This window comes from Methanolacinia petrolearia DSM 11571 (genome assembly GCF_000147875.1).
GTDB lineage: Archaea > Halobacteriota > Methanomicrobia > Methanomicrobiales > Methanomicrobiaceae > Methanolacinia > Methanolacinia petrolearia.
The window spans coordinates 1,014,607-1,039,050 of the sequence record NC_014507.1 but is presented as its reverse complement, the minus strand read 5'-3'; the positions used below and the strand labels follow the sequence as shown (position 1 = coordinate 1,039,050).

22 protein-coding genes, 1 tRNA gene and 1 pseudogene are annotated in these 24,444 nt (G+C 46.2%); 11 read left to right on the top strand and 13 right to left on the bottom strand.

All coding sequences use genetic code 11. The annotated features are described in order from the left end of the window. Positions 1 to 130: 130 nt before the first annotated feature. A complete protein-coding gene (locus tag MPET_RS05280; RefSeq protein WP_013328974.1) occupies positions 131 to 313 on the top strand; it encodes a hypothetical protein in 183 nt (60 codons plus the stop codon). After that, positions 310 to 1,494 carry an O-phospho-L-seryl-tRNA:Cys-tRNA synthase gene (gene pscS / locus MPET_RS05275; protein WP_013328973.1) on the top strand — a complete coding sequence of 395 codons (1,185 nt, stop codon included), beginning with the start codon at positions 310 to 312 and terminating at the stop codon, positions 1,492 to 1,494. Before MPET_RS05280 ends, pscS begins: the two co-directional genes overlap by 4 nt. Before the next feature lie 511 nt (positions 1,495 to 2,005). Here pscS and thiI read toward each other — a convergent pair. Then, on the bottom strand, positions 2,006 to 3,196 hold the full coding sequence (gene thiI / locus MPET_RS05270) for a tRNA uracil 4-sulfurtransferase ThiI (protein WP_148222188.1): 1,191 nt from the start codon (positions 3,194 to 3,196) through the stop codon (positions 2,006 to 2,008). A gap of 108 nt (positions 3,197 to 3,304) precedes the next feature. Here thiI and MPET_RS05265 point away from each other — a divergent pair, with 108 nt between their 5' ends. Beyond that, a complete protein-coding gene (locus MPET_RS05265; RefSeq protein ID WP_013328971.1) occupies positions 3,305 to 3,937 on the top strand; it encodes a DUF2150 family protein in 633 nt (210 codons plus the stop codon). After that, the gene (locus MPET_RS05260) at positions 3,934 to 4,386 is read left to right on the top strand and encodes a DUF5814 domain-containing protein (protein WP_013328970.1); all 453 of its coding nucleotides are present in this window, start codon (positions 3,934 to 3,936) and stop codon (positions 4,384 to 4,386) included. The genes MPET_RS05265 and MPET_RS05260 overlap by 4 nt, the downstream gene beginning before the upstream one ends. Before the next feature lie 14 nt (positions 4,387 to 4,400). On the opposite strand, the gene MPET_RS05255 is transcribed toward MPET_RS05260, so the two are convergent. Beyond that, positions 4,401 to 5,696: a lamin tail domain-containing protein gene (locus MPET_RS05255; protein ID WP_013328969.1), complete on the bottom strand. Its 1,296-nt coding sequence runs from the start codon at positions 5,694 to 5,696 to the stop codon at positions 4,401 to 4,403. A 164-nt stretch (positions 5,697 to 5,860) separates the two neighbouring features. On the opposite strand from MPET_RS05255, the gene MPET_RS05250 reads away from it, so the two are divergent. Next, on the top strand, positions 5,861 to 6,937 hold the full coding sequence (locus MPET_RS05250; protein WP_013328968.1) for a KamA family radical SAM protein: 1,077 nt from the start codon (positions 5,861 to 5,863) through the stop codon (positions 6,935 to 6,937). Between the two features lie 18 nt (positions 6,938 to 6,955). On the opposite strand, the gene MPET_RS14415 is transcribed toward MPET_RS05250, so the two are convergent. From MPET_RS14415 to MPET_RS05220, 6 genes are all read right to left on the bottom strand, one after another. Then, positions 6,956 to 7,966, bottom strand: a complete 1,011-nt coding sequence (locus MPET_RS14415; RefSeq protein WP_013328967.1) for an ATP-binding response regulator — start codon at positions 7,964 to 7,966, stop codon at positions 6,956 to 6,958. A gap of 223 nt (positions 7,967 to 8,189) precedes the next feature. Beyond that, on the bottom strand, positions 8,190 to 8,693 hold the full coding sequence (locus MPET_RS05240) for a hypothetical protein (RefSeq protein WP_013328966.1): 504 nt from the start codon (positions 8,691 to 8,693) through the stop codon (positions 8,190 to 8,192). Positions 8,694 to 8,731: 38 nt separating this feature from the next. Further along, entirely contained in the window at positions 8,732 to 10,492 is a 1,761-nt protein-coding gene (locus MPET_RS05235) for a helix-hairpin-helix domain-containing protein (RefSeq protein ID WP_013328965.1), read from the bottom strand. Beyond that, positions 10,489 to 11,274 carry a PP2C family serine/threonine-protein phosphatase gene (locus tag MPET_RS05230; protein ID WP_013328964.1) on the bottom strand — a complete coding sequence of 262 codons (786 nt, stop codon included), beginning with the start codon at positions 11,272 to 11,274 and terminating at the stop codon, positions 10,489 to 10,491. The genes MPET_RS05235 and MPET_RS05230 overlap by 4 nt, the downstream gene beginning before the upstream one ends. 406 nt (positions 11,275 to 11,680) lie before the next feature. Beyond that, a complete protein-coding gene (locus MPET_RS05225; RefSeq protein WP_013328963.1) occupies positions 11,681 to 12,376 on the bottom strand; it encodes a vWA domain-containing protein in 696 nt (231 codons plus the stop codon). Between the two features lie 90 nt (positions 12,377 to 12,466). Further along, positions 12,467 to 12,646: a hypothetical protein gene (locus MPET_RS05220; protein WP_013328962.1), complete on the bottom strand. Its 180-nt coding sequence runs from the start codon at positions 12,644 to 12,646 to the stop codon at positions 12,467 to 12,469. Between the two features lie 132 nt (positions 12,647 to 12,778). Here MPET_RS05220 and MPET_RS05215 point away from each other — a divergent pair, with 132 nt between their 5' ends. Continuing rightward, a complete protein-coding gene (locus tag MPET_RS05215; protein WP_013328961.1) occupies positions 12,779 to 14,047 on the top strand; it encodes a UDP-glucose dehydrogenase family protein in 1,269 nt (422 codons plus the stop codon). Continuing rightward, positions 14,038 to 14,781 carry a sugar phosphate nucleotidyltransferase gene (locus MPET_RS05210; protein ID WP_013328960.1) on the top strand — a complete coding sequence of 248 codons (744 nt, stop codon included), beginning with the start codon at positions 14,038 to 14,040 and terminating at the stop codon, positions 14,779 to 14,781. The genes MPET_RS05215 and MPET_RS05210 overlap by 10 nt, the downstream gene beginning before the upstream one ends. Before the next feature lie 15 nt (positions 14,782 to 14,796). Here the strand turns inward: MPET_RS05210 and corA are convergent, their stop codons facing one another. The 4 genes from corA to MPET_RS05190 all read right to left on the bottom strand — a co-directional run bounded on the left by corA (position 14,797) and on the right by MPET_RS05190 (position 20,068). Continuing rightward, entirely contained in the window at positions 14,797 to 15,870 is a 1,074-nt protein-coding gene (gene corA / locus MPET_RS05205; RefSeq protein ID WP_013328959.1) for a magnesium/cobalt transporter CorA, read from the bottom strand. Positions 15,871 to 15,982: 112 nt separating this feature from the next. After that, the gene (locus MPET_RS05200; protein ID WP_013328958.1) at positions 15,983 to 17,284 is read right to left on the bottom strand and encodes a serpin family protein; all 1,302 of its coding nucleotides are present in this window, start codon (positions 17,282 to 17,284) and stop codon (positions 15,983 to 15,985) included. Between the two features lie 104 nt (positions 17,285 to 17,388). Beyond that, positions 17,389 to 18,687, bottom strand: a complete 1,299-nt coding sequence (locus MPET_RS05195; RefSeq protein ID WP_013328957.1) for a serpin family protein — start codon at positions 18,685 to 18,687, stop codon at positions 17,389 to 17,391. Between the two features lie 88 nt (positions 18,688 to 18,775). Next, a complete protein-coding gene (locus MPET_RS05190; RefSeq protein ID WP_013328956.1) occupies positions 18,776 to 20,068 on the bottom strand; it encodes a serpin family protein in 1,293 nt (430 codons plus the stop codon). 111 nt (positions 20,069 to 20,179) lie between these two features. Between MPET_RS05190 and MPET_RS05185 the strand changes: the two genes are divergently transcribed. The 4 genes and pseudogenes from MPET_RS05185 to MPET_RS15680 all read left to right on the top strand — a co-directional run bounded on the left by MPET_RS05185 (position 20,180) and on the right by MPET_RS15680 (position 24,230). After that, positions 20,180 to 21,433 carry a BaiN/RdsA family NAD(P)/FAD-dependent oxidoreductase gene (locus MPET_RS05185; RefSeq protein ID WP_013328955.1) on the top strand — a complete coding sequence of 418 codons (1,254 nt, stop codon included), beginning with the start codon at positions 20,180 to 20,182 and terminating at the stop codon, positions 21,431 to 21,433. A gap of 60 nt (positions 21,434 to 21,493) precedes the next feature. After that, complete coding sequence (locus MPET_RS05180; RefSeq protein WP_013328954.1) at positions 21,494 to 23,245, top strand: AAA family ATPase; 1,752 nt, start codon at positions 21,494 to 21,496, stop codon at positions 23,243 to 23,245. Continuing rightward, positions 23,238 to 23,615 (top strand): annotated as a pseudogene (locus MPET_RS15685) (DUF4435 domain-containing protein); the annotation flags it as partial. The gene MPET_RS05180 and the pseudogene MPET_RS15685, both read left to right, overlap by 8 nt. Positions 23,616 to 23,624: 9 nt before the next feature. Continuing rightward, the gene (locus MPET_RS15680) at positions 23,625 to 24,230 is read left to right on the top strand and encodes a hypothetical protein (protein WP_394295960.1); all 606 of its coding nucleotides are present in this window, start codon (positions 23,625 to 23,627) and stop codon (positions 24,228 to 24,230) included. Between the two features lie 72 nt (positions 24,231 to 24,302). Here the strand turns inward: MPET_RS15680 and MPET_RS05170 are convergent. Continuing rightward, a tRNA-Glu gene (locus tag MPET_RS05170) sits at positions 24,303 to 24,375 on the bottom strand. Positions 24,376 to 24,444: the final 69 nt, after the last annotated feature.

Genomic DNA, 24,444 nt, shown 5'->3' with positions numbered 1-24,444 from the left:
TATTTTCATTGTCGTTCTGGTTTAGTTATAACCAGTTACCGGGAGAGGTGAAAGTGAATCCGGCGGGTTTAAGATAATTATTTCCCGATTCAGTTATACAATATCGGAATGAAATTGTATAGGTGATTTGATGTCCCGGAGAGGAGTAGATGCGATGTTTCAGGCTTTCTTCCTGCTGACCGATATCAGGGCGCTTTACCGGCTGACCGCCCCGACACATCAGCTCGACGAGACCCAAAAGGCAGAGGCCGCAAAGATAATTGAAAAGCTGAAGAAACAGGTAGGAATCCTTGAAGAAGAGGTGCTGAAATGAAGTGCACGGGCTCGATAGAGGCAAGGGACGTCGAGGAGATGTATATCAACATCGACCCGATCCAGGCCGGCGGAAGGCTCACTCCCGAGGCTCATAAGGCGGTTATCGCTTATGCGGACGGCTATTCGGTCTGCGACAACTGCCTAAAGCCCTTCAGGCTGGATTATATCAAGAAGCCGCCGCTTGCAGAGTTCCATGAGGACTGTGCAAAGTGGCTGAATATGGATCAGCTCAGGGTCGTTCCGGGTGCAAGAAGAGGTTTTCAGGCGGTCGCATCGAGCATGGTTTCAAAGGGCGATCCGGTCGTCCTCACATCTCTTTCCCATTACACAGAGTTCGTATCTGTCGAGCAGTCCGGCGGAATCCCGGTCGAGATCCCGCTCAGCGATGATAAGCATATCACGGCGGACGCGGCGGCTCAGAAGATAGAAGAAGTCATCAGCAAATTCGGAAGGCCCCCTGCACTGATGTTCGTCGAGCACGTCGACTACCAGTACGGGCATATACACGATATCAAAGGAATAACGAAGGCTGCCCATCAGTATGACGTTCCGGTGCTCGTAAACGGAGCGTATACTGTAGGTATCATGCCGGTCGACGGAAAGGATCTCGGCGCCGACTTCCTCGTCGGGTCCGGCCACAAGAGTATGGCTGCTCCTGCTCCCTCCGGTGTTCTTGCCGCAAATGAGGAGTACGCGGAAAAAATATTCCGAACAACGCAGGCGAAAGGCGATGTGACCGGCAGAACATTCGGCATAAAGGAGGTCGAACTGATGGGCTGCACCCTGATGGGAGTTACTGTCATGGGGCTCATCGCATCGTTCCCGGCAGTACAGAAGCGTGTAGAAAACTGGAATGAGGAGGTAAAACACAGCAGGATCGTTACCGACGCCCTGCTCTCGATCGAAGGAACGGTCTGCCTGAGTAAGTGCCCGAGAGAGCACACGCTGACCAGGATCAATACCATCGATTCGTTCGACAAGGTTGCGCAGACCCATAAAAAACGCGGATTCTTCCTCTCAGGCGACCTGAAGAAGAAAGGCATAACCGGGATGATCGCCGGATCGACAAGGGTCTGGAAGTACAACACGTTCGGGCTTACCGATAATCAGATCGAGTATCTTGCAAAGGCCTTCCAGGATGTTGCGGAAGAGAACGGCCTTGTCGTGAACCGGGAATAATCCGGGAAAATAAATTTTTTTTTAAAATATTGGCTCATTGCTGTTTCATGTGAGTAAATAAAGCAAGTTTCACTACTTTTGGCAACCCCTCGCCGCGAGCCGCACAGCAGGCTCACGGATCGGCCCCGACCCCGGGGCCTCTCAATGGCGAGGTACGGTAAACTCATGGCGTGTACGGAATAGGACATAACCATAGCAAACTAAGTTCAACAGCTCGGGAGACCCTTGCCGGTCTCCTGAGCGTGCCGTGAGAAGATTATCTTAGGGCAAGGCCCCTGGGCAGGGGCCGTCCGGCGGCCTGGCCGCCGGTGCCGGGGTTGCCTAAATAAGGTATAGTTAGGTATGTAAGCAATACATCAGTGTTATGTATGTAATATCCAAACGCACGTGAGAATGATAAAATGTGATGCATTTTTGAGCTCTGAACGTATGTGAGAATGTGTGCTATCTCGAAATTACTTGCCCATATGAAACAGCAAAAAGCCAAAAAAATTCACAAAAAAAATAAGAATCAATCCAACAATTTTCCGTCTTTTGCTTTGTAAATTGTTTTACGCGGGATGCATTCTTCGATAAGTTCAGGAATTCCGAGCATCCCTTCATCCTCGATTACCTTCGCGAGGGTCGCAGCAATCGACGGGTGTGAGGGAACAACCCCGCAAGAGAGGTCTCCCGCATTCTCCCTGAATGTTCCGATATTTCGTGCGATTTTTACCGTATCTTCCTTGTCGTACGTTATCAGCGGTTCGATCAATGCAATACCTTCCGGAACAGCACTCCCGAGAATCCCAATATTTGCTAGTGTCTGGGAGGCGACCTGGCCGATGCTGTTGCCTGTTACAAGGCCAAGGTACTTCCAGTCAAGTGCACACTTCCCCGCAAGCCTGAGCATGAACCTCTTGCATATGATGCAGCGGTTCTTCAGGGCTTCCTTTGCCGACTTGTCTGTAAGTTTGTCAAAGAAAGGCGTGATGTCGATGAAAGCCGCTTCGACCGTACTGCCCGGGTACCACCGTGAGAGATTCTGCAAGTTTTCGAGAACCGCTCTGTTCGTGTCCTTTCCGAAATAATCCCCGCCGTCGAAGTAGATAAATCCCGGTATGCATCCGCGGCTCATCGCCAGCCATGCGGCCACAGGTGAATCAATTCCTGCCGAAAGAAGACACAGAACCTTCCCCTGCGTCCCAACAGGAAGGCCGCCCGGTCCCGGGGTTCTTGTTTCATAGATGAAACCCCCGTTCGATCTTGCCTCGATAAAGATCTCGTATTCGGGATTGTCAAGATCGACTTTGAGGTCACCGACCGCCTCGTATATGCATGATCCCGTCGATGCGGCGAGCTCCTGGCTGGTGAATCCCTTGATATTCGATCGCCTCGCCCTGACAGCAAACGACATGCCCGGCTTCAGGGTTCGCGATGCCACTATTGCCGCAGTCTTCTCTATTGTTTCCCTGTCCGGCGGCGTACATATAACAATACTCGTACCCACTATCCCGAATATTCTTAATAAGACGGAATTTATCGCATCCACATCTTCGCCATAGACGAAGATCCGTCCTCTTGTTATCGTTATCTCGTGGCAGATCTCTTCCGCGTCAAGGGCTCTTTTTATATTTGCCGTGAGGACGCCCACATAATGCCTCATGACGGGTTCGCTTTTGAGAAATAACTCCCCGTATCTTATCATTACGGCCCTTTTCATCTCTCAATATATACGGCCTGATCATTATTATCTTTGCATCAGTCCGGTGGGATACGATTGGGATAAAAGCAAATATCTTTAATTCAGTGATTGAAATCTTTAGTAACTATGGCAAAGAAAAAGAAGGACGATAAACCAGAGCCACAGTCGGTTCTGTATTATTTCTATACGCAGGAAAGATTGGACAACTGGATGAAAACTCTCATGGAGCTGGATTTCGAAGGTGACCCCGAATCCGATGAGATGCCCGAGGGGCTTGCGTCTCTTGACAACTTTACCAAGGACCTCAATGTCTCGGTCTTAAAGATTGTAAAAATCTTCCAAAACAACGGTTTCGATTCAAAGACAGCTCTTGACAAGATGAACGAGGTCGAGGAGATCATCATGGGCGAAGTCCCCGAGAACGAGCTTACCGACATTCTCCAGGGCGTTCAGATGAGATTCCTTGTCCTGTTCCTCTCGTGCAGGAAATACATCAACGGAGAAATCCCATCTGCAGAGATCAAAGACCTCGTGAAATCCGGCCGTGATGTGGGAGACGAAGATCCCGAGAAAGCTCTTGAGATTGCAGCCGATATAGGTGCCTTGGTGCTTGATGGCGGTTCTTGCTGCGGCAAATACCTGCGCGGCGATGTGGATGAGCCGATCATGTTCGACGACTGGCTCATCGAGGTCGACGATATGGGCGAGGCGATGAAGACGCTCAGCAAGTTCGACGAGGAGTTCGGAGTCGGCATTTGATCGCGTCGAAGGCAAAATTCAGGGGAGCAAAGAAGCTCCAGAATATTGTCGGGTTCCGTGTTCCCGAGCTGGTATTCAAAGGGCCGTTTCTTGAGGCAGTAAGCGCCTGCATGAATTACCAGAAACTCGACAAGAGGACAAGGGAACAGCTTATACATTTTTTTAAGGATTTTCTTGACTGCAAGTGCAGGCAGAACCCGCTGTGCGGGTGTCCGGAAAGAAAATTTGTGAAAATGATCGTCGAACTGCGGATCTCGGGCCTCGATCACCGTCAGATAAGTGAGGTAATGGTCGACGAATACGGGATCGATATCGCGCCTGCAGATATACTAAGTTTTCTAGAAAGTTCTGTTCATATCCTCGAATCGATAAAAGATATATCGAAGATTGAGGGAAAAGAGGATCTTTCGGCGGAGACCGCACGGCTTATTGCGTCCGTCTCGCGTTGAAAGCCTGCTGCAGATCACGAAGCGTAACTGTCGATAAGGTTTCCGTCTTCGTCATACAGCCCGGCAGTATCTCCCGAGTTGTTCCAGATATTTTCTCCCGAGTTCCAGTAATAACTGTTTTCAGTGTTGCTTCCTGATTTTGAATAGAGAGTTATGGTCTCCCCTGATTCCAGGATCGCATCGGGGAATACATACGAATAGCTCGATCCTGAGTTCGTGATCCTCCAGTTTGTGATATCGACATCGCTCTCTCCCGTGTTCGTGATCGTCACCCACTCATCATCGAGATTCAGCCCCGTGATCTCTACTGATCCCGAGCTGCATGCCTCGCAGGTTTCATTGTTCCCGGCAGTGTTGTAAATGGTGTCGATCGTGCCTTCGATCCCTTTTGCTTCTGTATAAAATTTAGCATAAACTGGATAATGGTCCGAAACATCTTCGGTGAGGTCCTGGTCGAGATCGTATAATTCATCGAACCTGATTACGCCTGCATCTCCCGTGTAATATTTTTGGTAGTCGCCGAGAACGACGATCCTGTCGTACGTGCAGTCCGTCGATTTGGTCGTGGTATCGAGATCGTTTCCTATCAGCCACGAGTATTCTCCCGATCTTAGCGGGGAGGAGGCATCGTCTTCATCGAAGTACGAGCAATCGGCGTTGAAATCGCCCATCAGGATCACCATCTCATCTTCGGGAAGTATCTCCGTGCAGTAATCCGCGACATCGGTCAGGGCGTCGATCTCCTCCTCCGCCTCGTCGGGATCTGTGTGTATGGTTGCGAATGTCGCAATGAAACTGCCTTCAGTCGAACTGAAGGAGGCGATGAAAGGCTCCCTGTGGAAGGGATCGGTTCCTGAAGGCTCGGGATATGTCTGCGGGGTAGATGAGAGATTCACTTTGGCCGTATTGTAGATGTATGCAGACTGCTCCTTTGAAGAAGTCCTGCCGAGCCTCTCGCTGATTACATACGCGTATGACGGATTTTTCTTGTCCACCTTCTCCATCAGATCCAGTATCGCCGTTCCTGATGAGTCCCTGATCTCCTGGATTGCAACGATATCGTAACGACATATAATATCGGAGAGGATATCCATCACTTCATCGTTGGATGCCTTTGTCGTTCCGAATACCTGAACGTTGAATGCACCGACCGTTATCTCGTCCTTTTCTCCCAGGTAAAAGCCGTCAGGAAAGTATCCTTCTTCGTATGAGTACCCTGATATGACTACGATCAGAATGACAGCGACTCCTGCTACAATTTTGCCTTTACTTTTTTTGTTCTTTTTCTTCGGACCCTTTTTATTTGCCATTGTGAAGTAATTGATATTTATCGGATAAAAATCTGATTCCGGGTTATATTTCCTGTTTTAATAAACAGGGCTTTTTTCAGATACTTTTTTGGGAGTTCGGGACCTATATACTGGCATATAATACAAATCAATCCAAGACCCTTTTTTCTTTTACAGGAGGTTATATGACAGAAAATGCATGTCTTACGAGCATCGCGGAGGTGAACAGGCAGTTTGATGCAGGACTCTCCGGCCTGGAAGCGGTAGAGAATAATTTTCCTTTCCTTGCGAATCAGTACTATCTTTCGCTGATAAACTGGGACGACCCGGAAGACCCGATAAAAAAAATAATAATCCCCAACTCCGCCGAGATGGTGAAATGGGGCTCGCTTGATCCGTCCATGGAGGCGAGAAATACGAAATCACCCGGCCTTCAGCACAAGTACCAGGCAACGGCGCTGATGCTGATAAGCGATAATTGCGGCGGCTTCTGCCGTTTTTGCTTCAGGAAAAGATTGTTCATCAAACCCGAAGACGAGAAGATCAGGGATCTTTCAACAGATATTGATTATATCCGGAGCCACCCTGAGATCTCGAATGTCCTTCTCTCGGGCGGAGATGCACTTATGATACCAACATCCCGGCTGAGTAAGATTGTATCCGCACTTTTTTCCATAAAACATGTCAAATCCGTACGAATAGGTACGAAGATGCCGGCATACAATCCGTTTAGGATAACCGGTGACGAATCTCTGCAGGCTATGATTCAGGAAAACAGCAGATCTGGAAAGATGCTCTATTTCATGACGCAGTTCAATCACCCGAGAGAACTGACAAAAGAGGCAAAGGAGGCAATGGATCTTCTCAGGCTTTCCGGTGCATCTCTTGCCAACCAGACACCGATTTTAAACGGTGTAAACAACGATCCCGAAACTCTCTCCGGGCTCTGCTCGAATCTTGCGGAAGCGGGGAATGTACCGTATTATCTCTTCCAGTGCAGGCCTGCGGCAGGCAACAGGCATTTCACCGTCCCGGTGGAAAACACATATGAAATATATGAAAAGGCGAAACGAAGCCTCTCGGGGCTTGCGAAAAGAGCGAGATATGTGATGTCGCATGCCACCGGAAAGATCGAAGTGATCGGTATGGATTCCGGGAAGGTATATATGAAATATCACCAGGCAGCAAATCCCGGGGATATAGGAAAGATGATGTCCTTTAAGAGAAATCCGAAGGCATTATGGTTTGATGATTATCTCTGAAATCACTTTTTCATTAAACTAAATATAATCGTAGTGTTTCCTTAGGAAATCCCTGATCTTTTCGGATTCCAGCCATCTCTGGTCTATGAGATTTACAAGTTTATCTATCGCGGCTACCTGTTCGAGGATCTTGGCTGCATGTTCGCAGTTGTCGATCTGCGTAAAACCGGAGATAATCTGGAGCGGGTTTCTGATTTCATCATTTAATATTGCCAGTTGTTCGAGATTTCTCTCAATCTGCAGGAGCGTTTCTTTTTCATTCTGTTTCAGCCTGACAACATCCGAGATGTCCGAAAAGGTAGTTGCCACTTTGCCGCGTTCAGAGCTGAAAGCGTTATATTGCAGGTGCTTTTTTATCGGACTTACATACCTGGAACTGCTGATCTGGTCTCCCCCGAAACCGATATCTCCCAGTTCCATTATCCATTCTTCGGGCCAGTCGGGTAAGACCTCAAGTATGGTTTTCCCAAGAATTTCTTCCTTTTTAAACCCGATGATCCTTTCAAAGGACGGATTGACGTCAAGAACCTTTAAATCAGAAGGATTACCTGTTTTATCTGTTATGCACTCATAGAGTACAAAACCGTTCATCATCGCGTTGAAGATCAGTTCATATTTTTTTTCTGATATTTTAAGTGCCTTTTCAGCGTTTTCGGCCCTGTACCTGCTTATCGCGATCTCTATTGTAGTACGCATGTCATCGGGCCTGAACGGCTTGCCGAGATATCCATAAGGGGCGGCTTCTATTGCTTTTTTAAATGTCTCTTCATCGCTGAAGGCTGTTAAAAAAATAATCGGGATATTGAGTTTTTTATGAATCTCTTTTGCTGCCTCTATCCCGTCGACCTTTCCTTCAAGGTGGATGTCCATCAGTATTATATCGGGTTTTTTATCGATGGCCATCATTATGGCGTTTTCCCCCCGGGTTACTTTTCCCACCACTTCGTAACCGAACGATTTCAGGGATTTTTCTATTCCCATCGCCAGGACGATTTCATCTTCAGCTATGAGAACTTTTATTGCCGCCATGTTACCTTCTGATAATAAACAGATAATTTATTTTCATTTATTTGTTTCTTTTTGCATTTTAATGCACTACTATTTCCCTGATTTGAAAAATTTTGTTGATCTTTTCCATCTGGTACCTGCAGTATTTATATTTATGCAGATCAGTGATCGGTCAGACTCTGCCCTCCTTTAATTGACTGATAATTTTCGATATATGAAAAATATTGGCGGATCTAAGATGTATCTATATTGTGTGTGTTATCGAAGGTATCTGAATGCTGTTTGTAAATGATTCGCTGTACCCGTCGGGAAATGTGACTGTTGTGATTCCGGGAGAGAGATCGATTGTAATAAGCGAAGCAAACCAGTATTCCTTAAGGATATCTTCTGCCTGTGAAAAATCCAGTGAAGGGGTGGTATACGTCGTCCCTTCGGAAGTGCTTTCAGGTTTTATGTATTCGGGAACAAGCAGTATAGTACTGCTGGATGTGGCATCAAGGACCTCTACTTCCTGGTCTGTCCTTTGATCTATGGCATTTTGAAGTTCTGCAGCCGGGTCTGCAATTTTTACTAAGACTGCAAATGATTCCAGGGCTGAAAGCGAGTAATCGAAATTAAGTGTGGTGTCTCCGTTTTCCGCGATATCCATATCGAATGAGTTGATTGTAATTGCAGATGCACCTGATACCAGAAGTGCTGCAGCCAGAATCAGGGATACTATTACTATTCGTTTTGTCCTGTTCGCCATAGACTCTATATGATCTGCTCAATCATATAAATCTAATTCTAGGAGCACGAGAGAGTTTCAGAAGCGAAAAGAGGAACTTTAAGATTCCCGCCATTTGTTTTGAAGATCAGATTCCCGTGAATCAGTGATTTGCGTGATTTTTCCGGGAGAATTTTTATCCTGAATTCCTGCCTGTCTCCTGCGGAGAATGATTCCGGGCTGATCTTCAGCCATTCCCTGTCCGTCTCTGCGGTACCGGTAAGGGTTCCTTCTCCCGCATTTCTTAATGAGAACTGAATTTCCGCCGGGTTTCTAAGATCGATTCCTCTCAGGATTATCTTTCGGATTTCCGGTTCGCATAGGGGCCGAAGGAAAAAGCCAATCTCTACGGGAATTTTTTTTGTCTCGGATGCTGCCCTCAGCAGGATATTTGCCCTGTTCCTGATGCCCTCTTTTTTATTGGGAATTTGTGATGGTTCGATGACAAATTCAAAGGTCTTTTTATTCCCTGATTCTCCTGTCTTCCGGATGTCGGTGATCCATTCCGCGTCTCTTCCGACTGAAAGTATTCCGTCTTTGCAGCCTGAGATCTCCACTTCGATTTTTCCTTTGACAGTGGTGCAGGAGTCCGTCCTGAAACTGAAGTGCCGGGGATCGCATTGGATGAGGCAGGATTTTATCTGGGCGGGGCCGGAGACTGAATGGGCGATCTGCCTGTTCTCTCCTGCTTTGATCTTTGTTTTTGTGCAGGGAAAGAGATCTTTACCTCCACGCCGGGATAGTTCGCACCAGGGGCATTCCTTAAGGTGCCCTCCGTACCAGTGGTTGGGGTTTGTGCCGCATCTTTTCAGTTTTTTGATCTCTTCAGCGAGGCACCTGCACCAGTCGTCAGCTGAAGGTCTTTTGAGCGGATCTCCATGCCCTTTGACAAAACATTCCAAAAAAAGGTCCCTGATGCACGGGGGGACGACTCCATATGCAGATGCATATCTTGGCGGCCGGATGTCCTTTCCCTTCTGCGGAACATATGGATAGATCCCTCTCAGGGTTTTCTGTTCTATTGTCGGGAGGTCCCAGACATCTTTTCCTGCCGCCTGGTAGGGGTGTGCACCGTTCATGAGCAGTCTGAAGATCATTATCCCCAGTGCAAAGAGATCTGAGTTGTGCCTGGTAATCTCCTCCTGCCTGAAGTTTTTTCCCATCAGTTCGGGGGGAAGGAGTTCGCCTGTTCCGACCTTTGTGTAGAAGATTCTGCCGGTTTCGGGGTTATATACCTGGAAGGAGTCACAGTCGATGAACGATACCGCAGCTGTTCGTGCTATCAGGATATTTCTCGGGCTAAAGTCCCCTACGCAATGCCCGATTTCGTGGATCTTTGAGACGACAAACGAGATGTTGTATGCGGCTGTCATGAGGTACTGCCACGAGAATGACCCGCCAAGCATTTTAAGCCGGTCGCCGGGATCATAATACATGTGCGATTCCCTGAACATCCCTGTATCTATTTTAGGCATTGAATAGCCGACAAATCTGCGTTTGCCATTATCGGCCATGTACAGGGGCGAAGAGGGCCATGCTATTGAACTTGAGGAGATCTCGTCTGCAGGTTTCGTGAGTCCTCCACCGGGCGGGTATTTCACCATCGTCCTGATCTTTTCATGGAGCTCTTCGGAGATTCCGGTTTTGAAAAATATCTTTGCACAGGAATCTTTCTCCTTTTCAATGGCGTATATGGCCCCTTCTCCGCCACTTTTGCCTGTAAAGATCAGCCGTATCTTCTTTCCGGAGTTATCGAAGACTTCAATCTTTTCCGGGATCATACGGGGTGATCCTCCCCTTTTTCAGGAACGGCTATTACAAGTGTCTTGTCATCATCGGAGTTTTCATTCATCTTATCCGATTCAAGGAACCTGACGATCTCTCCTGATGCTTCTTCTTCATCAGCTACATCTTTTGCATAGGTGAAGATCGGCCGGAAAAAAGGTTCATATGGGAGATATTCCCCGTTTTTTCTCACTAAAAATGCCCGCTGGCATCCGTCGGTAAATGCCGCGAATACTCTGACATCCGGGATATTTTCATTTATCCTGATATTATCTTCTATCTTCCCGGAAGTCAGAGGAGTTACCTCGTTTACATATTCCGAGTTGCCGGGATCTGAGATTATCCTGATCTCGTCTTCGATCAGTGCAGTCACGGCACCATCGCCGATATGGCCGGTTGTCAGATAGCCTTCCCAGGTAAATGCTACAATCAGGGTGCATGCCAGTTTTCTCAGTGGGTACCCGTTATCTCCGGCAAAATCCTCTAGTGCGGTTCTTGAGGCAGAGAATGCTTCCGCTATTATATCCCGGTTTTTCATCAGGGCTGCGGCAGGGATTCCATACCCGTCAATGTTTGTGAAAAGAGATTTTATCTTGTCTACAGCAGTATTTACTGCAATTTTTGCACCGATCTCCGAATGTTCCGCACTGCCCAGGCCGTCGGCAACAGCTACGATGATCTCTCCGCTGTCGATCTTTTCGCTGCGAAATGCATCCTGACAGGGAACACCTTTTTTTATATGCGAGCTCCCTGTCGTTTTTCCTCCGAAGACGGGCATTGGTAATTTGTCCTTATATTGATGATTTCAGGTGTTATATTGTAATACTCTGTTTTTTATCGCGGATAAAATATTGTGATTTTTTTCTTCGGAATGTTTTTGTAACGGAGCGGGCAATTCTTCCGTTTTCTTAACTTGGTGAAGAAAAGAGGAGCTGAAGGGATGTTCGTCCATCCCTTCTGCGACTTATCGCGATGAGGGAGTGGGTCACAGGGAGGGGGAAACATCCTCCTCCCTTGTATATGGGATTAGGTTTCGAAAGGGCGATAGCCCTTCGGTCGGCGACAATATCGCCATGAGGGGGTGGGTGAAAGGGAGGGGGAAACTTCCCCCTCCCTTTACCAATTAATCCATTATTCTTTGAATTTCAAAAATAGTTGAGAGAAGAAAAAAATCCAAAAAAAGATCAGAATGTAGGAATCTCAGCCCAGCCAAACATTATCGGGTCTTCGAGGACGATCTGCTCCCCGACACCGGAGGCAGAGACCTTCGCCTGACTCTTCGAGAGCCAGAGGAACATGTCTTTGAAGTTGTTGTCCTTCAGTTTTACGGGCGTCCTTGTCGGGGGTGCGATCTTTGCGAGTGTCTCAAGATCCGCATCCTCCACGCCCACTGCAAAGAAGAGGAATTTCCCGGCTTTTTCACCTTCATGGACTAGATTCGTGACTTCCTTCCACATCTCGTCGCCCTCGTACATATCGGTAGGCTCTCCGTCCGTTATCAGGAAGATCCACGGCCTGTAGTAGTCGATCCCCTCTTTCTTGTACTCGTCTTTCCTGCTGCCGAGCATCTCAACGGCTTTTTTAATTGCCTCCCCCATCGGGGTCAGACCGTCGGCAACGAGCTCTTCCGGTTCAAACTCCTCTATGGATGTAAAGTCCTGGATCACGTTTACTTTCTGGCCGAAACTCAGAACCGCAAGGTCGACTCTTTTCCTGGCAAGTTCGTCCTTCCCGATCTCATCTTTAAACAGTGCAATCCCTTCATTCAGCTTGGCTATTTTGTCATTCACCATCATCGATCCCGATGTGTCGAGTATCAGGATCGTCGGGCAGTGCGGCTGCTGGGGATATGCAATTTCAACAATATCTTCAAGTGTCATGCGAATTCTCCCGGATATTTTACAATTCTTTTATTGTTCTGATATTTTTTCGGAGTATATAAATAATAATTGATCTGTTGGCCGCCGCTCTCAGTCTTTCACCGTAAAGATGCCGACGATAAGCAGAAATAATCCCAAAAGTGCAATTACCAGCCCGATAAGACCTTTGACTACTAATATCAGTTCTTCAACAAAGTACCATGCACCATATACTCCTGCAGCAAGGAGTATAATGCCGATTACCATCATTAATACCGCATTTTTATCCATCTTACCACAGTGATATAATAATGCATATTCAAATAAATCTGTTCCTGTTTTTTATAATCTCATCAGAACATATTAATGAATAATCAGACTGATAATTAATACAGGAAATCCGGAATTTCAAGGAGAATTATTGTGAAAATATCCGTTGTCGGAGGAGGATATGTAGGCCTGATAACCGGCGCATGTCTTGCTGAAAAAGGTCATCATGTCACTATTATCGATATCGACAAAGAAAAGATCAATGCAATAAACTCAGCCCGACCCCCGATATATGAAAAAGGACTTGAAGAACTGCTTGCCCGCCATTCAGGGAAAAATCTTTTGGCAAGCACCGGATATGAATCCGTCAGGGATTCGGAGATCTCTATTATCTGCGTGGGCACTCCTATGGGAGAGGACGGTTCTGCAGATCTGAAATATATCGTATCCGCTGCGGAATCGATAGGAAGAGAACTGAAGAATTCCGGCGTCTATCATGTAGTTACGGTCAAAAGCACCGTTCCGCCCGGCACCACCTCCGGCATTGTCGTTCCGGCAGTCATGAGCGCTTCGGGAAACAATCCCAATATCGGATTCGCGATGAATCCCGAATTTTTAAGAGAAGGAATAGCTGTTGATGACTTCATGAATCCCGACAGGGTAGTGATAGGAAGTGACGATAAAAAGTCCGGCGATCTTGTCGAATCGCTGTACTCTGATTTCAATATAAGGATTCTAAGAACAGGCCTTGTTTCCGCTGAAATGATCAAATATGCATCGAATTCATTCCTCGCGACGAAGATCTCGTTCTCGAACGAGGTTGGAAATATCTGCAAAAGCTTTGGGATAGATGTATACGAGGTCATGGAAGGCGTAGGGCTCGATCACAGGATATCTCCCTATTTCCTCAATGCAGGGTGCGGATTCGGCGGGAGCTGTTTCCCGAAGGATGTCTCTGCCTTAATCCACCTTGCAAAGTCGAAGGGTGTTGACCCTGTTCTCCTCCGGTCGGTTCTTAAAGTCAATGAGGTTCAGCCGCTCCTGATTATCGAGATCCTTAAAAAACGCCTGGGTGACCTGAACGGAAAACGCATCGCGGTTCTCGGTCTTGCGTTCAAAGGGGATACGGATGATATCCGTGATTCAAGGGCAGTGCCCGCGATAGAGAGACTGATCATGGAAGGTGTCGATGTCCATGCCTTTGATCCTATGGCGAATGAGAATATGAAAGCCGTATTCCCGGAAATTACATATCACGATTCTGCAGCTGGTGCACTGGAAAATGCAGACGGGTGCCTCGTTATGACCGAATGGCCGGAATTTTCCCGGCTGGATAAGGAGTTTGATAAAATGAAGAAAAGAGTAATAATAGAAGGAAGGCGGATTTTGTCGATTCCTGATGCAGAGGGAATATGCTGGTAAAGACCGGGCTGATCCCCGCAGCAGGATCGGGCACCCGTCTCGGGCCGTTTACAAATGCGATACCAAAGGAGCTTCTTCCTGTCGGTGAAATGGCAATAATCGAACATGTGGTTCGTGCAATGAAACTTGCAGGCATCGAACATATTGTCATTGTCGTAAGTCCTCATAAGCACGGTCTCTCTGATTATCTTGGATCGGGAAAAAAATTCGGCATCAATATCTCCTATGTGGTCCAGGAAGAAAGGAAAGGTCTTGCAGATGCTGTTCTGGCAGGCGAGCATATTATTAAAGAAGACTTTATCGTTGTCCTTGGAGACAATTTCTTTGCCCCGAAGACATTTTTAAAAGACCTGATCAGTTTCCATATTGAATCATCGGCTGACACGGTCGTTGGAGTGGCTGATGTTGCTGATGTGACTCGTCACGGAATTATCAACCCCGACGGCGATCGAATTCTCGATATGGTTGAAAAACCGGCGGTTGAAGAGGCAAAGAGTAGCCTTGGTGCACTCGGTGCATATGTTTTTACTCCTGAAATTTTTGATGCGATAAGAAATACGAAACCCGGATATAAAGGCGAACTTCAGCTCACAGATTCTATAATGACTCAGATTGTACGCGGAAAAAAAGTTTATTATAAAAAGATCGACGGCATCCATATCGATGTAGGAACCCCAAGGGACCTGATGAGAGCGAACGAATGGTATCTTGAACACAGGAACGGGGATATTTGATCCCGTTAGTATCCTTCAGAGCCATCTTTTTTTTCTGAAATATATCAGCATTGCAACTGCAATTGCCAGCATAATCAGGAGAACTCCAGGATAAGCATAAGGATGGTTAAGTTCCGGCATGTAACTGAAGTTCATCCCGTAGAGCCCTGCGATAAATGTGAGCGGAATGAATATCGTGGCGATTATCGTAAGCACTTTCATGACTTCATTCATCCTGTTGCTTACCCCGGAAAGATATAAATCCAATAATCCTGCGGCAAGATCCCTGTATGTCTCCAGTGTTTCCGAGATCTGGGATAGGTGGTCGTGGACGTCACGGAGGAATATTTCGGTATTGTCGCTTATTAGATAGTATTCCCCCCTCGAAAGTTGAGCTACGACATCACGCAGCGGCCATATTGATTTTCTGAGCCAGATCAGATCCCTCCTGACGGAATAAATGTCTTCAAGGATCTCCGGTTCGGGAGATATTATTACCGAATCCTCGATCCTTTCCAGCCTTTCGCCTATGATCTCGAATATCTCAAAATATTCATCCACTACAGAGTCGATGATGGCATAAAAAAGATAATCATTGCCGTTTTTTCTCAGCCGGCCTTTCGATGCGGTCAGCCTTCGTATCAGGGGTTCGAATATCCTGTCGTCATTTTCGAGGAACGTAATTATCGTATCTTTGAAGAGTATTATGCTTGCCTGCTCCGAATATATGCCTTCATCCTCCATCGGCAGGATAACTTTGATGACGATATATATGTAGTCGTCAAAAGACTCAATCTTAGGTCTCTGGTGGGTATTTAAGATGTCTTCAGTCGTCAGGGGGTGCATCCCGTAAAATTCGCAGATGTCATTTATCAGCTGTGTATTGGCCAGTCCTGTGATAATCACCCATTTGGATCCTGTCTTTGCCGAGAAATCTTTTAGTTCATCAAGATTTAATACTGTTTTTTCCTCATAATTTTCTTCAGTATAAAGAAAGATCCTGATTTTTGTCTCGTCCGGCGACCTTTCTCCTGTATATACCGGAGTTCCGGGAGGAAGACCGCTTTTATCCGATAATTTTGCGATTTTAGATCTTTCAGCCGTTCTCATGTTCCGATCCGCCTCCAGGGTCAAAATATTTTTGCAGGTTCACTTTGTTTCTTTATTGGCGGTTCAGGATTTTATTATGACGGTATAAAAAAGTGTTGGTTAAGGTAAATACTCAGGCTGAAGACGGGTTTGAGATCCTTCCGATAAACAGGATATTTCCTGTTTCGTCGTCCTGTATCATGAAGATGAACGGGTGATCCGCAACAAAGACCGGGGTAATATCTTCACCTGCCACTGCAGTGAGTCTCATTACAACAGCTGTAGCAGCTGCAGCTTCCGTTCCTTCCTCGTTCACCTCGACATATGCCTTATGGACTACATCGCTGATAGACAGGCCTGTTGTTCCGTCCATGCCGGAAAAGTCGGCCGAGCCCGTGAACGCCACCGGCATTCCCATTTCGCTTAAGGTGTCTGAGAGCTGGTATTCCGTTTCGAGTTTGAACTTGGGGAAGTATACCTTCACCTGCTGCGATTCTATCGAACCGGTTATCTCTTTAAACTTGTCTTCGGTCAGAACATCTTCTGCCGCCTTCAGGTCGTTCTCCTTCGGGAGAAGGACGATCATCGAGAGTTTCTTTCCGCTTTCATTCTCGTATGGCATCTCAAGTACCTGGAGGTCGTCGGTTTCAGAATAGCCGTAAATTGCGTCATCGTCCGTTCTCTGCATCATTTCTACTGTGACTGTTTCGCCGGACGGTGTCGTAAAGTCCGCCTCCGTCGTCATGTTCTTATCGAACTGGAGAACCCATGTACCCTTAAAGTAGATTGCATTCGTTATGACGAGCCTTGTCATCGAATCGATCATTCCCTCAGGGATCAGGTCTTCGATCTTGTTGTTCGTCTTCCCTGCGACCCAGTCGTTTATGGTAACACGGGACTCTTCGGGCTGGTTTATGAAGTCGAGGTTTGTAGTATTGGCCGAGTAGTACGTCTCGGCCGTATTGATGTAGTCCTCTAGGAAAGGGTAGGTCTCTTCGGCCCAGAGTGCATTTGCGATGCTGAGTTCATAATCGGGATCGCCTGCGTTTATTCCGGCATTTACGTCCTGGTAGCCACATCTCAGGGTGTCGATATTTTCAGGGAAGTAGAAGACCGACTTAATCTGGTCTGCCGTCTCCCCCTTCGCCCCTTCGTATGTCAGGGCAAGTGCCGACGATATGCTGAACGGCGACAGGAAGAGATTGTCGTCCTTGCTTTCTTCTGATGCCAGTTTCTTATAGATGTCGAATGCGAACATGTCGTTTGCATCGACTACGCTTTCGACTGCCGAACCTGTTTCGGTTACATTCTGTACCGGAGTGGGCGTTGCCGTCTCTGTCCCTGCAGAATCGGGTGTTCCGGTGCATCCTGCCAAAAAAGTACACAGAATTACCAGAAAAATGGCCGTTATGGCCGTCGGTTTAAGGTGCTTCATGGCAGATTATTGGTGTTATGGTTTATTTAACCTGGCGTTGACTTCAGTTTTTTTCGCAGTTAACAATGAACGGGAAGGAAACAATGTAAAAATAAAAGAGTATCTTATTCTGCGGGATTTGAAATCCTGCCGATGAACAGAATATTCCCTGTTTCATCGTCCTGTATCATGAAGATGAACGAATGATCCGCCCTGAAGACAGGTATCGGCTCTTTTTCCGGAGACATTCCTGATGCCATTACTACTGCCGTTGCCGCTGCCGCTTCGGTTCCTTCTTCGTTTACCTCGACGAAGGCCTTGTGCACGACATTGCTGATGAAGAGATTTGTAGTCCCGTCCATTCCCGAGAAGTTTGCCGAACCGGAGAATGCAGCAGGCATTCCTATATCGATCAGGATATCACGCAGCAGGTATTCTGTTTCGAGTTTGAATTTGGGGAAGTATACCTTTACCTGCTTTGATTTTATCGAGTTTTCAATCTCCTCAAAGTTATCAGCGCTGAGAGCATCTTCTGCCGCTTTCAGGTCGTTCTCCTTCGGGAGAAGGACGATCATCGAGAGTTTCTTTCCGCTTTCATTCTCGTATGGCATCTCCAGGACCTGGAGGCCGTCGGTCTCTGTATAGCCGTAGACTGCGTCATCATCGGTCCTCTTCATCATTTCTACTGTGACTGTTTCGCCGGACGGTGTTGTAAAGTCCGCTTCCGTCGTCATGTTTTTGTCGAACTGGAGAACCCACGTTCCCTTGAAGTATATCGCATTCGTTATGACGAGTCTCGTCATCGAATCGATCATTCCTTCGGGAATTAAGTCTTCGATCTTGTCGTTCGTTTTCTCTGCGACCCAGTCGTTTATGCTGACACGAGATTCTTCGGGCTGATTTATGAAATCGAGGTTTGTCGTATTAGCCGAGTAGTATGTCTTTGCCGTGTTGATGTATTCCTTGAGGAACGGGTAGGTCTCTTCGGCCCAGAGTGCGTTTGCGACTTCGAGATCGTATTCGGGATCTCCTGCGTTTATTCCGGCATTTACTTCCTGGTAGCCGCTTCTTAAGGTCTCAATGTTGTCAGGGAAGTAGAAGACGGACTTTATCTGGTCTGCCGTCTCTCCCTTCGCGCCTTCATATGTCAGGGCAAGTGCCGACGATATGCTGAACGGCGACAGGAAGAGGTTGTCGTCTTTGCTGTTCTCACCGGAGAGCTGCTTATATATCTCGAATGCGAACATGTTGTTTGCGTCAACAACGCTCTCTACGGCAGAGCCTGTATGTGATACGCTCTGCGTGGGTGTTGGTGTCGCCGTCTCCGTCCCGTCAGAACCGGGTGTTCCCGTACATCCTGCAAAAACACAGAAGAGGCATGCCAGCATGACAACAGCAAAAGGTACGATAGATTTGATATTCATAACTGTCCTTTTATTCTGATTTTTATTTAATCTGGCGTTGACTTCGATTTTTTTCGCAGTTATTCACGGTTATATGAAAAAAATATGGTTAGTTTTCTAAGGGATTTGAGACCCTGCCGATAAAGAGAATATTACCTGTTTCGTCATCCTCTATCAGGAAGATGAACGGGTGATCGGCCCTGAAGGTATAGACAGGCAAGCTGTATCCCGGCGGAGGAGCAATAGTTTGTACTACAACTGCCGTTGCCGCCGCCGCTTCGGTTCCTTCTTCGTTCACCTCTACAAATGCCTTGTGAATAACTTCACGGATATATAATCCTCCTGTCCCGTCCATACCGGAAAAATCAGCGTCCTCGTCTGAAAAAGCGGTTACGACACCCATTTTTTTCAGGATGCCGGAAAACATATAATCTGTTTCAAACCTGAATTTTGGTAAAGACAGCCTGACGGTTTCTGATCCCATCGAATCTTCGACCTCCCTGATCTTTTTAAAATAGAGAGTCTCCTCGACTGAATGCAGTTCGTTTTCCTTCGGGAGAATGACGATCATCGACAGCTTATTTCCTGTTTCATTCTCGTACGGCAGTTTGACTGCCTGGAGTTCATCGGTTTCGGCATAATCGTATGCTGCCGTTTTCTGCATCATCGGGACTTTTACAATCTCTCCTGATGCGGTCGTAAAATTCGCTTCAAGGGTGTTGTTTTCATCGAACTTTTTGGCCCATATGCCTTTGAAGAAGATTGCATTTGTAACAACAAGTCTTGTATAAATGTCTATCATACCTGCAGGCACGAGTTCCTGAATCCTGTCTTTTGTCTTTTCCATTGCCCAGTTGTTGATCGTCAGCCGTGTTTCTTCGGGATGATTTTTGAAGTCGAGGGTGGTGGTGTTCGCTGAATAGTATTCCTTTGTGATATTGATGTAGCTTTCAAGGAAGGGATATGTATTCTCGGCCCAGAGTGCGTTTGCAATACTGAGCTCGTAGTCGGGATCACCTGTATTTATTTTTTCATTGATCTCCCGGTAGTCTTCCCTTAGCGTACCGGTGTTTTCAGGGAAGTGGAAGACGGACCCGATCTCATCTGCCGTATCCCCCCTTGCTCCTTCATATACGGGAGCAAACACCGATGAAATGCTGAAGGGGGAGAGGAAGATGTTTTCATCTTCCGTTTGTTCAGCCGCGATTTGCCTGTATATGTCGAATGCGAACATATTGTTCGCGTCGATCACGTTTTCAGCGGCGACACCCTGTTCTTCAGCCCGGAGTGCATTTGCTGATTTTGTTGTATTGACGGATTCCTGTTCCGTGCAGCCGGAGAAGAAGATGCAGAAAACAAGAAGGATGCATATTACAGGTACAGCAATATTATTTTCTCCCATTATTGTCTCTTCAACGCCTGCACTATTTAAGCTGACTCGGGCTTTGATCACTTCTGCCTTTTTCGGACGGTATTACAACAAATTGTAAATTCCTTCCTGAGTTAATGTTTAATGGATTATTTTCTTATATCTAAGGAACTGATGAAATTCGATGTTATTATTGTCGGCGGAGGGCCTGCAGGACTTTTCTGTGCGATCCATTCTGCGGGAGAGGGAAAAAAGGTCCTGATCCTGGAAAAAAAGACGTCCTGCGGGAGAAAACTGCTGATCACCGGTTCCGGGCAGTGCAATCTCACGCACGAAGGTGAAATATCCGAATTTTTGTCTCACTATAATAATACCGGAAGGTTTCTCCGTCCTGCACTGATGAATTTTACCAATAAAGACCTCGTGGATTTTTTTGTAAAGCGGGGTGTTTCGTTTGAAACGGATAAGAACGGAAAGATTTTTCCTTCTACAAAGAAAGCGTCGGATATTCTCTCCGTTCTTTTACGTGAATGTGAAGTGAGGGGGGTTTCGATCAGGTGCGGCGAGCCGGTTTTATCAGTAAAAAATGAAGAGACTGGTTTTAATATTGAAACAACTCTGGCAAAATATTATTCCAAAAATCTGGTTGTTTCTACCGGGGGGGCCTCATATCCCCAGACCGGCTCATCCGGCGACGGGTACAAAATCGCAGAAAGTCTCAGCCAGACTGTAACCGAAATTGCACCTGCTCTTGCACCCGTTTATCCCAGCAGCTACCCGTTCGGTTCGTTGTCCGGGATATCATTTAACAATGCCCGGATATCCCTTTTCCGGGATAATAAAAAGATCGCCGATCACACCGGTGACATCCTTCTGACTCATAAGGGGCTGTCCGGGCCGGGAATCCTGGATTTTTCCAGGAATATTCTTCCTGTTGATGTCCTGAAGATCTCATTCATGACCGGTATGAATCCTGAAGAGTTCAGGAAGGATTTCACGCAAAAGACGGATTTGGGAGGAACAAAACTGGTCCGGACGATCCTTTCGGAATATTCTCTCCCGGAGAGATTTGCCAGAGAGATTATCGAAATATCAGGGATTTCACCTGATCTTACCTGTGCTCATCTTCCAAAAAAGGAGAGAAACGTTTTGATAAAGAGCCTGACCGAATATCCGTTTGAAGTTCGTGAACTTGGCAAATTCGACGAGGCGATGGTCACCCGTGGCGGGGTTGCACTTGAGGGAATTAATCCGAAAACGATGGAGTCGAAGATTGTTCCCGGATTGTTCTTCGTAGGTGAAATACTTGATATCGACGGAGATACGGGGGGATATAATTTGCAGGCGGCATTTTCGACGGGTTTTCTTGCGGCGAAGACGATTATTTCGCGGCTTTAATTAAACTTAGATCATCCCGTTCGCTACATTAATTTCTATAGAGTCCCTTATTTTAGATAAATGGCATTAAAAACCCTGGTGATAACTCCTGCCGGTGAGGAGAAAATTTGGGATCGTGACAGGAACCTGGATTTGACCCGGCAAGTTAAGGCTGAATATGCATTCACAGGCAGATTTGCAGAGAGGTGCCGTGAGTACTCAAAAAAGTTCTATCCTGATGACAGGGTGATTCTATCGCCAAGGTACGGTTTTGTCCTTCCGCATGAGGAGATCAAAAATTATGAAGGAGATACATTCGCCGGATCGGGAATTGAATACGATACAATAGAGATAAATGCAGAATCAGATGGTCTGTTGAATTATGAAAGGGTGATATTTCTCGGAAGCGACAAGCTTCATTCTGAATACGTTAATGTAATCTCAAAGGTTTTTGCTGATAAATGGGTCGAATACCCGCTCTCTGATTCGGAGAGCATCGAGGAGATGCTCGGGAGGCTGACAGATGCGATTACAAGAGACATGCCTTTACGCTTTAACAGGATAAAACCCCTGGAGATAGAGATCTTCGGTCTCTTCGGAAAGTTTGATTATAGAATTCCGCTGGAAAATCCCGGGAATATATCGATAATCACCGCCCCCAACGGTTATGGAAAGACGACAATTTTAAGACTGTTACGGGCGGTCTTTGTCGGAAATCTCGGTGAAATCAGGGACATCCCCTTTAAAGCCCTGAAGATCCTGTTCGGTATCACAGGAACCGTATCAGAACCGGAAAAAATGACCACTCTTATTATTGAGAAGTGTTTAGGAGAATTGCAGGGTAAAAAGCTTCCTGTAGGTGATTTATGGTCATTGAATTTCAGGCTGGAGAAATCCGGCAACAGTGTTCTTGAGTATACTGTCAATCCTGACAATTTTGATGAAGCGGAAACCTCATGGGAGCTTAGCAGGATTATTCCACCCGTTCCTGTAAAACTTATATCTGCACAGAGACTCTGGCAAAATGCCGAATCGGATATACTTAGGGAGGGAGATCTTCTGGCAAGTCATGCAGGGGGGATCAGGCGGAGCTATGAACTTACGGTTCTCAACTATTCCGATGATATCAGGATGCGCATCCAGGCAATGCTGAATGATTATGCTGCAAGTGCACAGGAACTTGATTCGACATATCCTGAACGGTTCATGGATCTCTGCCAGGAATTGGATAATGGCGTTCTTCCTGGGGCGCAACAGATTATTGAAAAATTGTCAAAGATTAGACTGGAGCAGAAGAAACTCAGGGAAGTTGGATTCCTGTCGTATGAGCCGGGAGAATGGCAGGACAACTTTATAACCGGAGAGGATATTGAAGGGGATACAGGGATACTTGCAGCACTTCAGCTCTATGCTGAGGATATTGAGAAGAAATGCCTGATATTCGGAGATCTTGAAAGAAAGATCGATCTGTTAATAATGATAATTAATTCGCTTTTCCTTAATCTTTCATTCGAAATTCGGGCAGATAAGGGATTTAATTTCATGGTGGCTGATAATGAACCAGTTGCGCCTGAAAAACTTTCTTCCGGGGAGCAGAACCAGCTGGTGATGTATTATGATCTCATATTTTCGACAGATCCGGGGACTCTTGTACTTGTTGACGAGCCTGAAATCTCACTGCATATCGTATGGCAGAGGCTTTATCTTGAATTCATCAGGAAGATTACAAGTATCACCGGCTCCGGTTTTCTCATAGCTACCCATTCGCCACAACTTATACACACAAACTGGGATTGTACAGTAGATCTCTCAGGGGAAGGGGTCGATGAGTAAAGCCGGAATGCGGTTTCGTAATACTAAAGGCAGATTCAGACTGGAGGAGATCTGGGCGAATGCGGATGAAATTGGTGGTGCCATCCGTAAAATGGAGAGAAACTATCCTTCATTGAAGGAAAAATTATTTGTCATAACCGAAGGCCCTTATGACTATGAGTTTTATTCACGTTTTTTTAATCGTGAGACCTGTGAAATACGTTTTGCAAATTCCAAAAAAAACGTATTTCGCATTATAGACAATCTCCTCGGAGAAGTCCCTGATGAGAAGAGGAATTCGTTTATTGGAATTGTTGACAGGGATTTCTCTTTCTTCCATGAAAATAGCGGGAACGATCCGGAAAATATCTTCATGACCGACTCTCACGATATCGAGACAATGATAATATCTGAGAAAGTGATTGAAAGGGTCTTGAATAGATACGAGAGAGGTTCTGCAGGTGGTAATTTCCAGAGAAAAACAAATGAGGGAATAAGGGACGGAAATATTTTAAGGCGCCTGATCGAGTGTTCGCGGCTGATCGGATTATCTCTGTATATTAATGAAAAATATGGCCTCAATATGGTTTTTAAACATATCAACTGCAAGAAGAAGAATATTTTTTTGGAATTTACCGAGCCTTCTTCCCTGAGTATCAATGAAAAAAAGCTGATGGAATTTATTTGCCGGCGCAACCCTGCCAAATCTGAAGACTTTCTGGCTGCATTTTCTGAGGAGATCTCTGAAAAGAAAGAATATTTCGACCATCCTATGCAGATATGCCGCGGGCATGATTTGATGTGTGTGCTCCTGTCTGAAATAAACATCAATTATCCGCAGAAAAACGGCAGAACAGTCGTTTTAGGGGATCTTGAAAGGCTTTGCTTAGAGCTCTATGACGAGGAAGATTTCTATAAAACGGATTTGTATGGTAATATAAAGGCCTGGGTGGAGATGCAGAGGAAAGGGACTGAAAAATCGTTTTTTAAAACAGAAGATATTTGATCCTAAAAATAACGGTCAATTATCTTCGTCTGGGGTTTAGTTTGACTGAGAAATTATTTCTTAAAATTTGTATGCTGATATGGGGATTTGAACCCCAGTCGCCGGCGTGAAAGGCCGGCATGATTGGCCCCTACACTATATCAGCGCAAGAATTGTTGCCTTAATATGTAAGGCGGATTATGTTATATACGTTTTGGAATCGGCCTGATGAAAT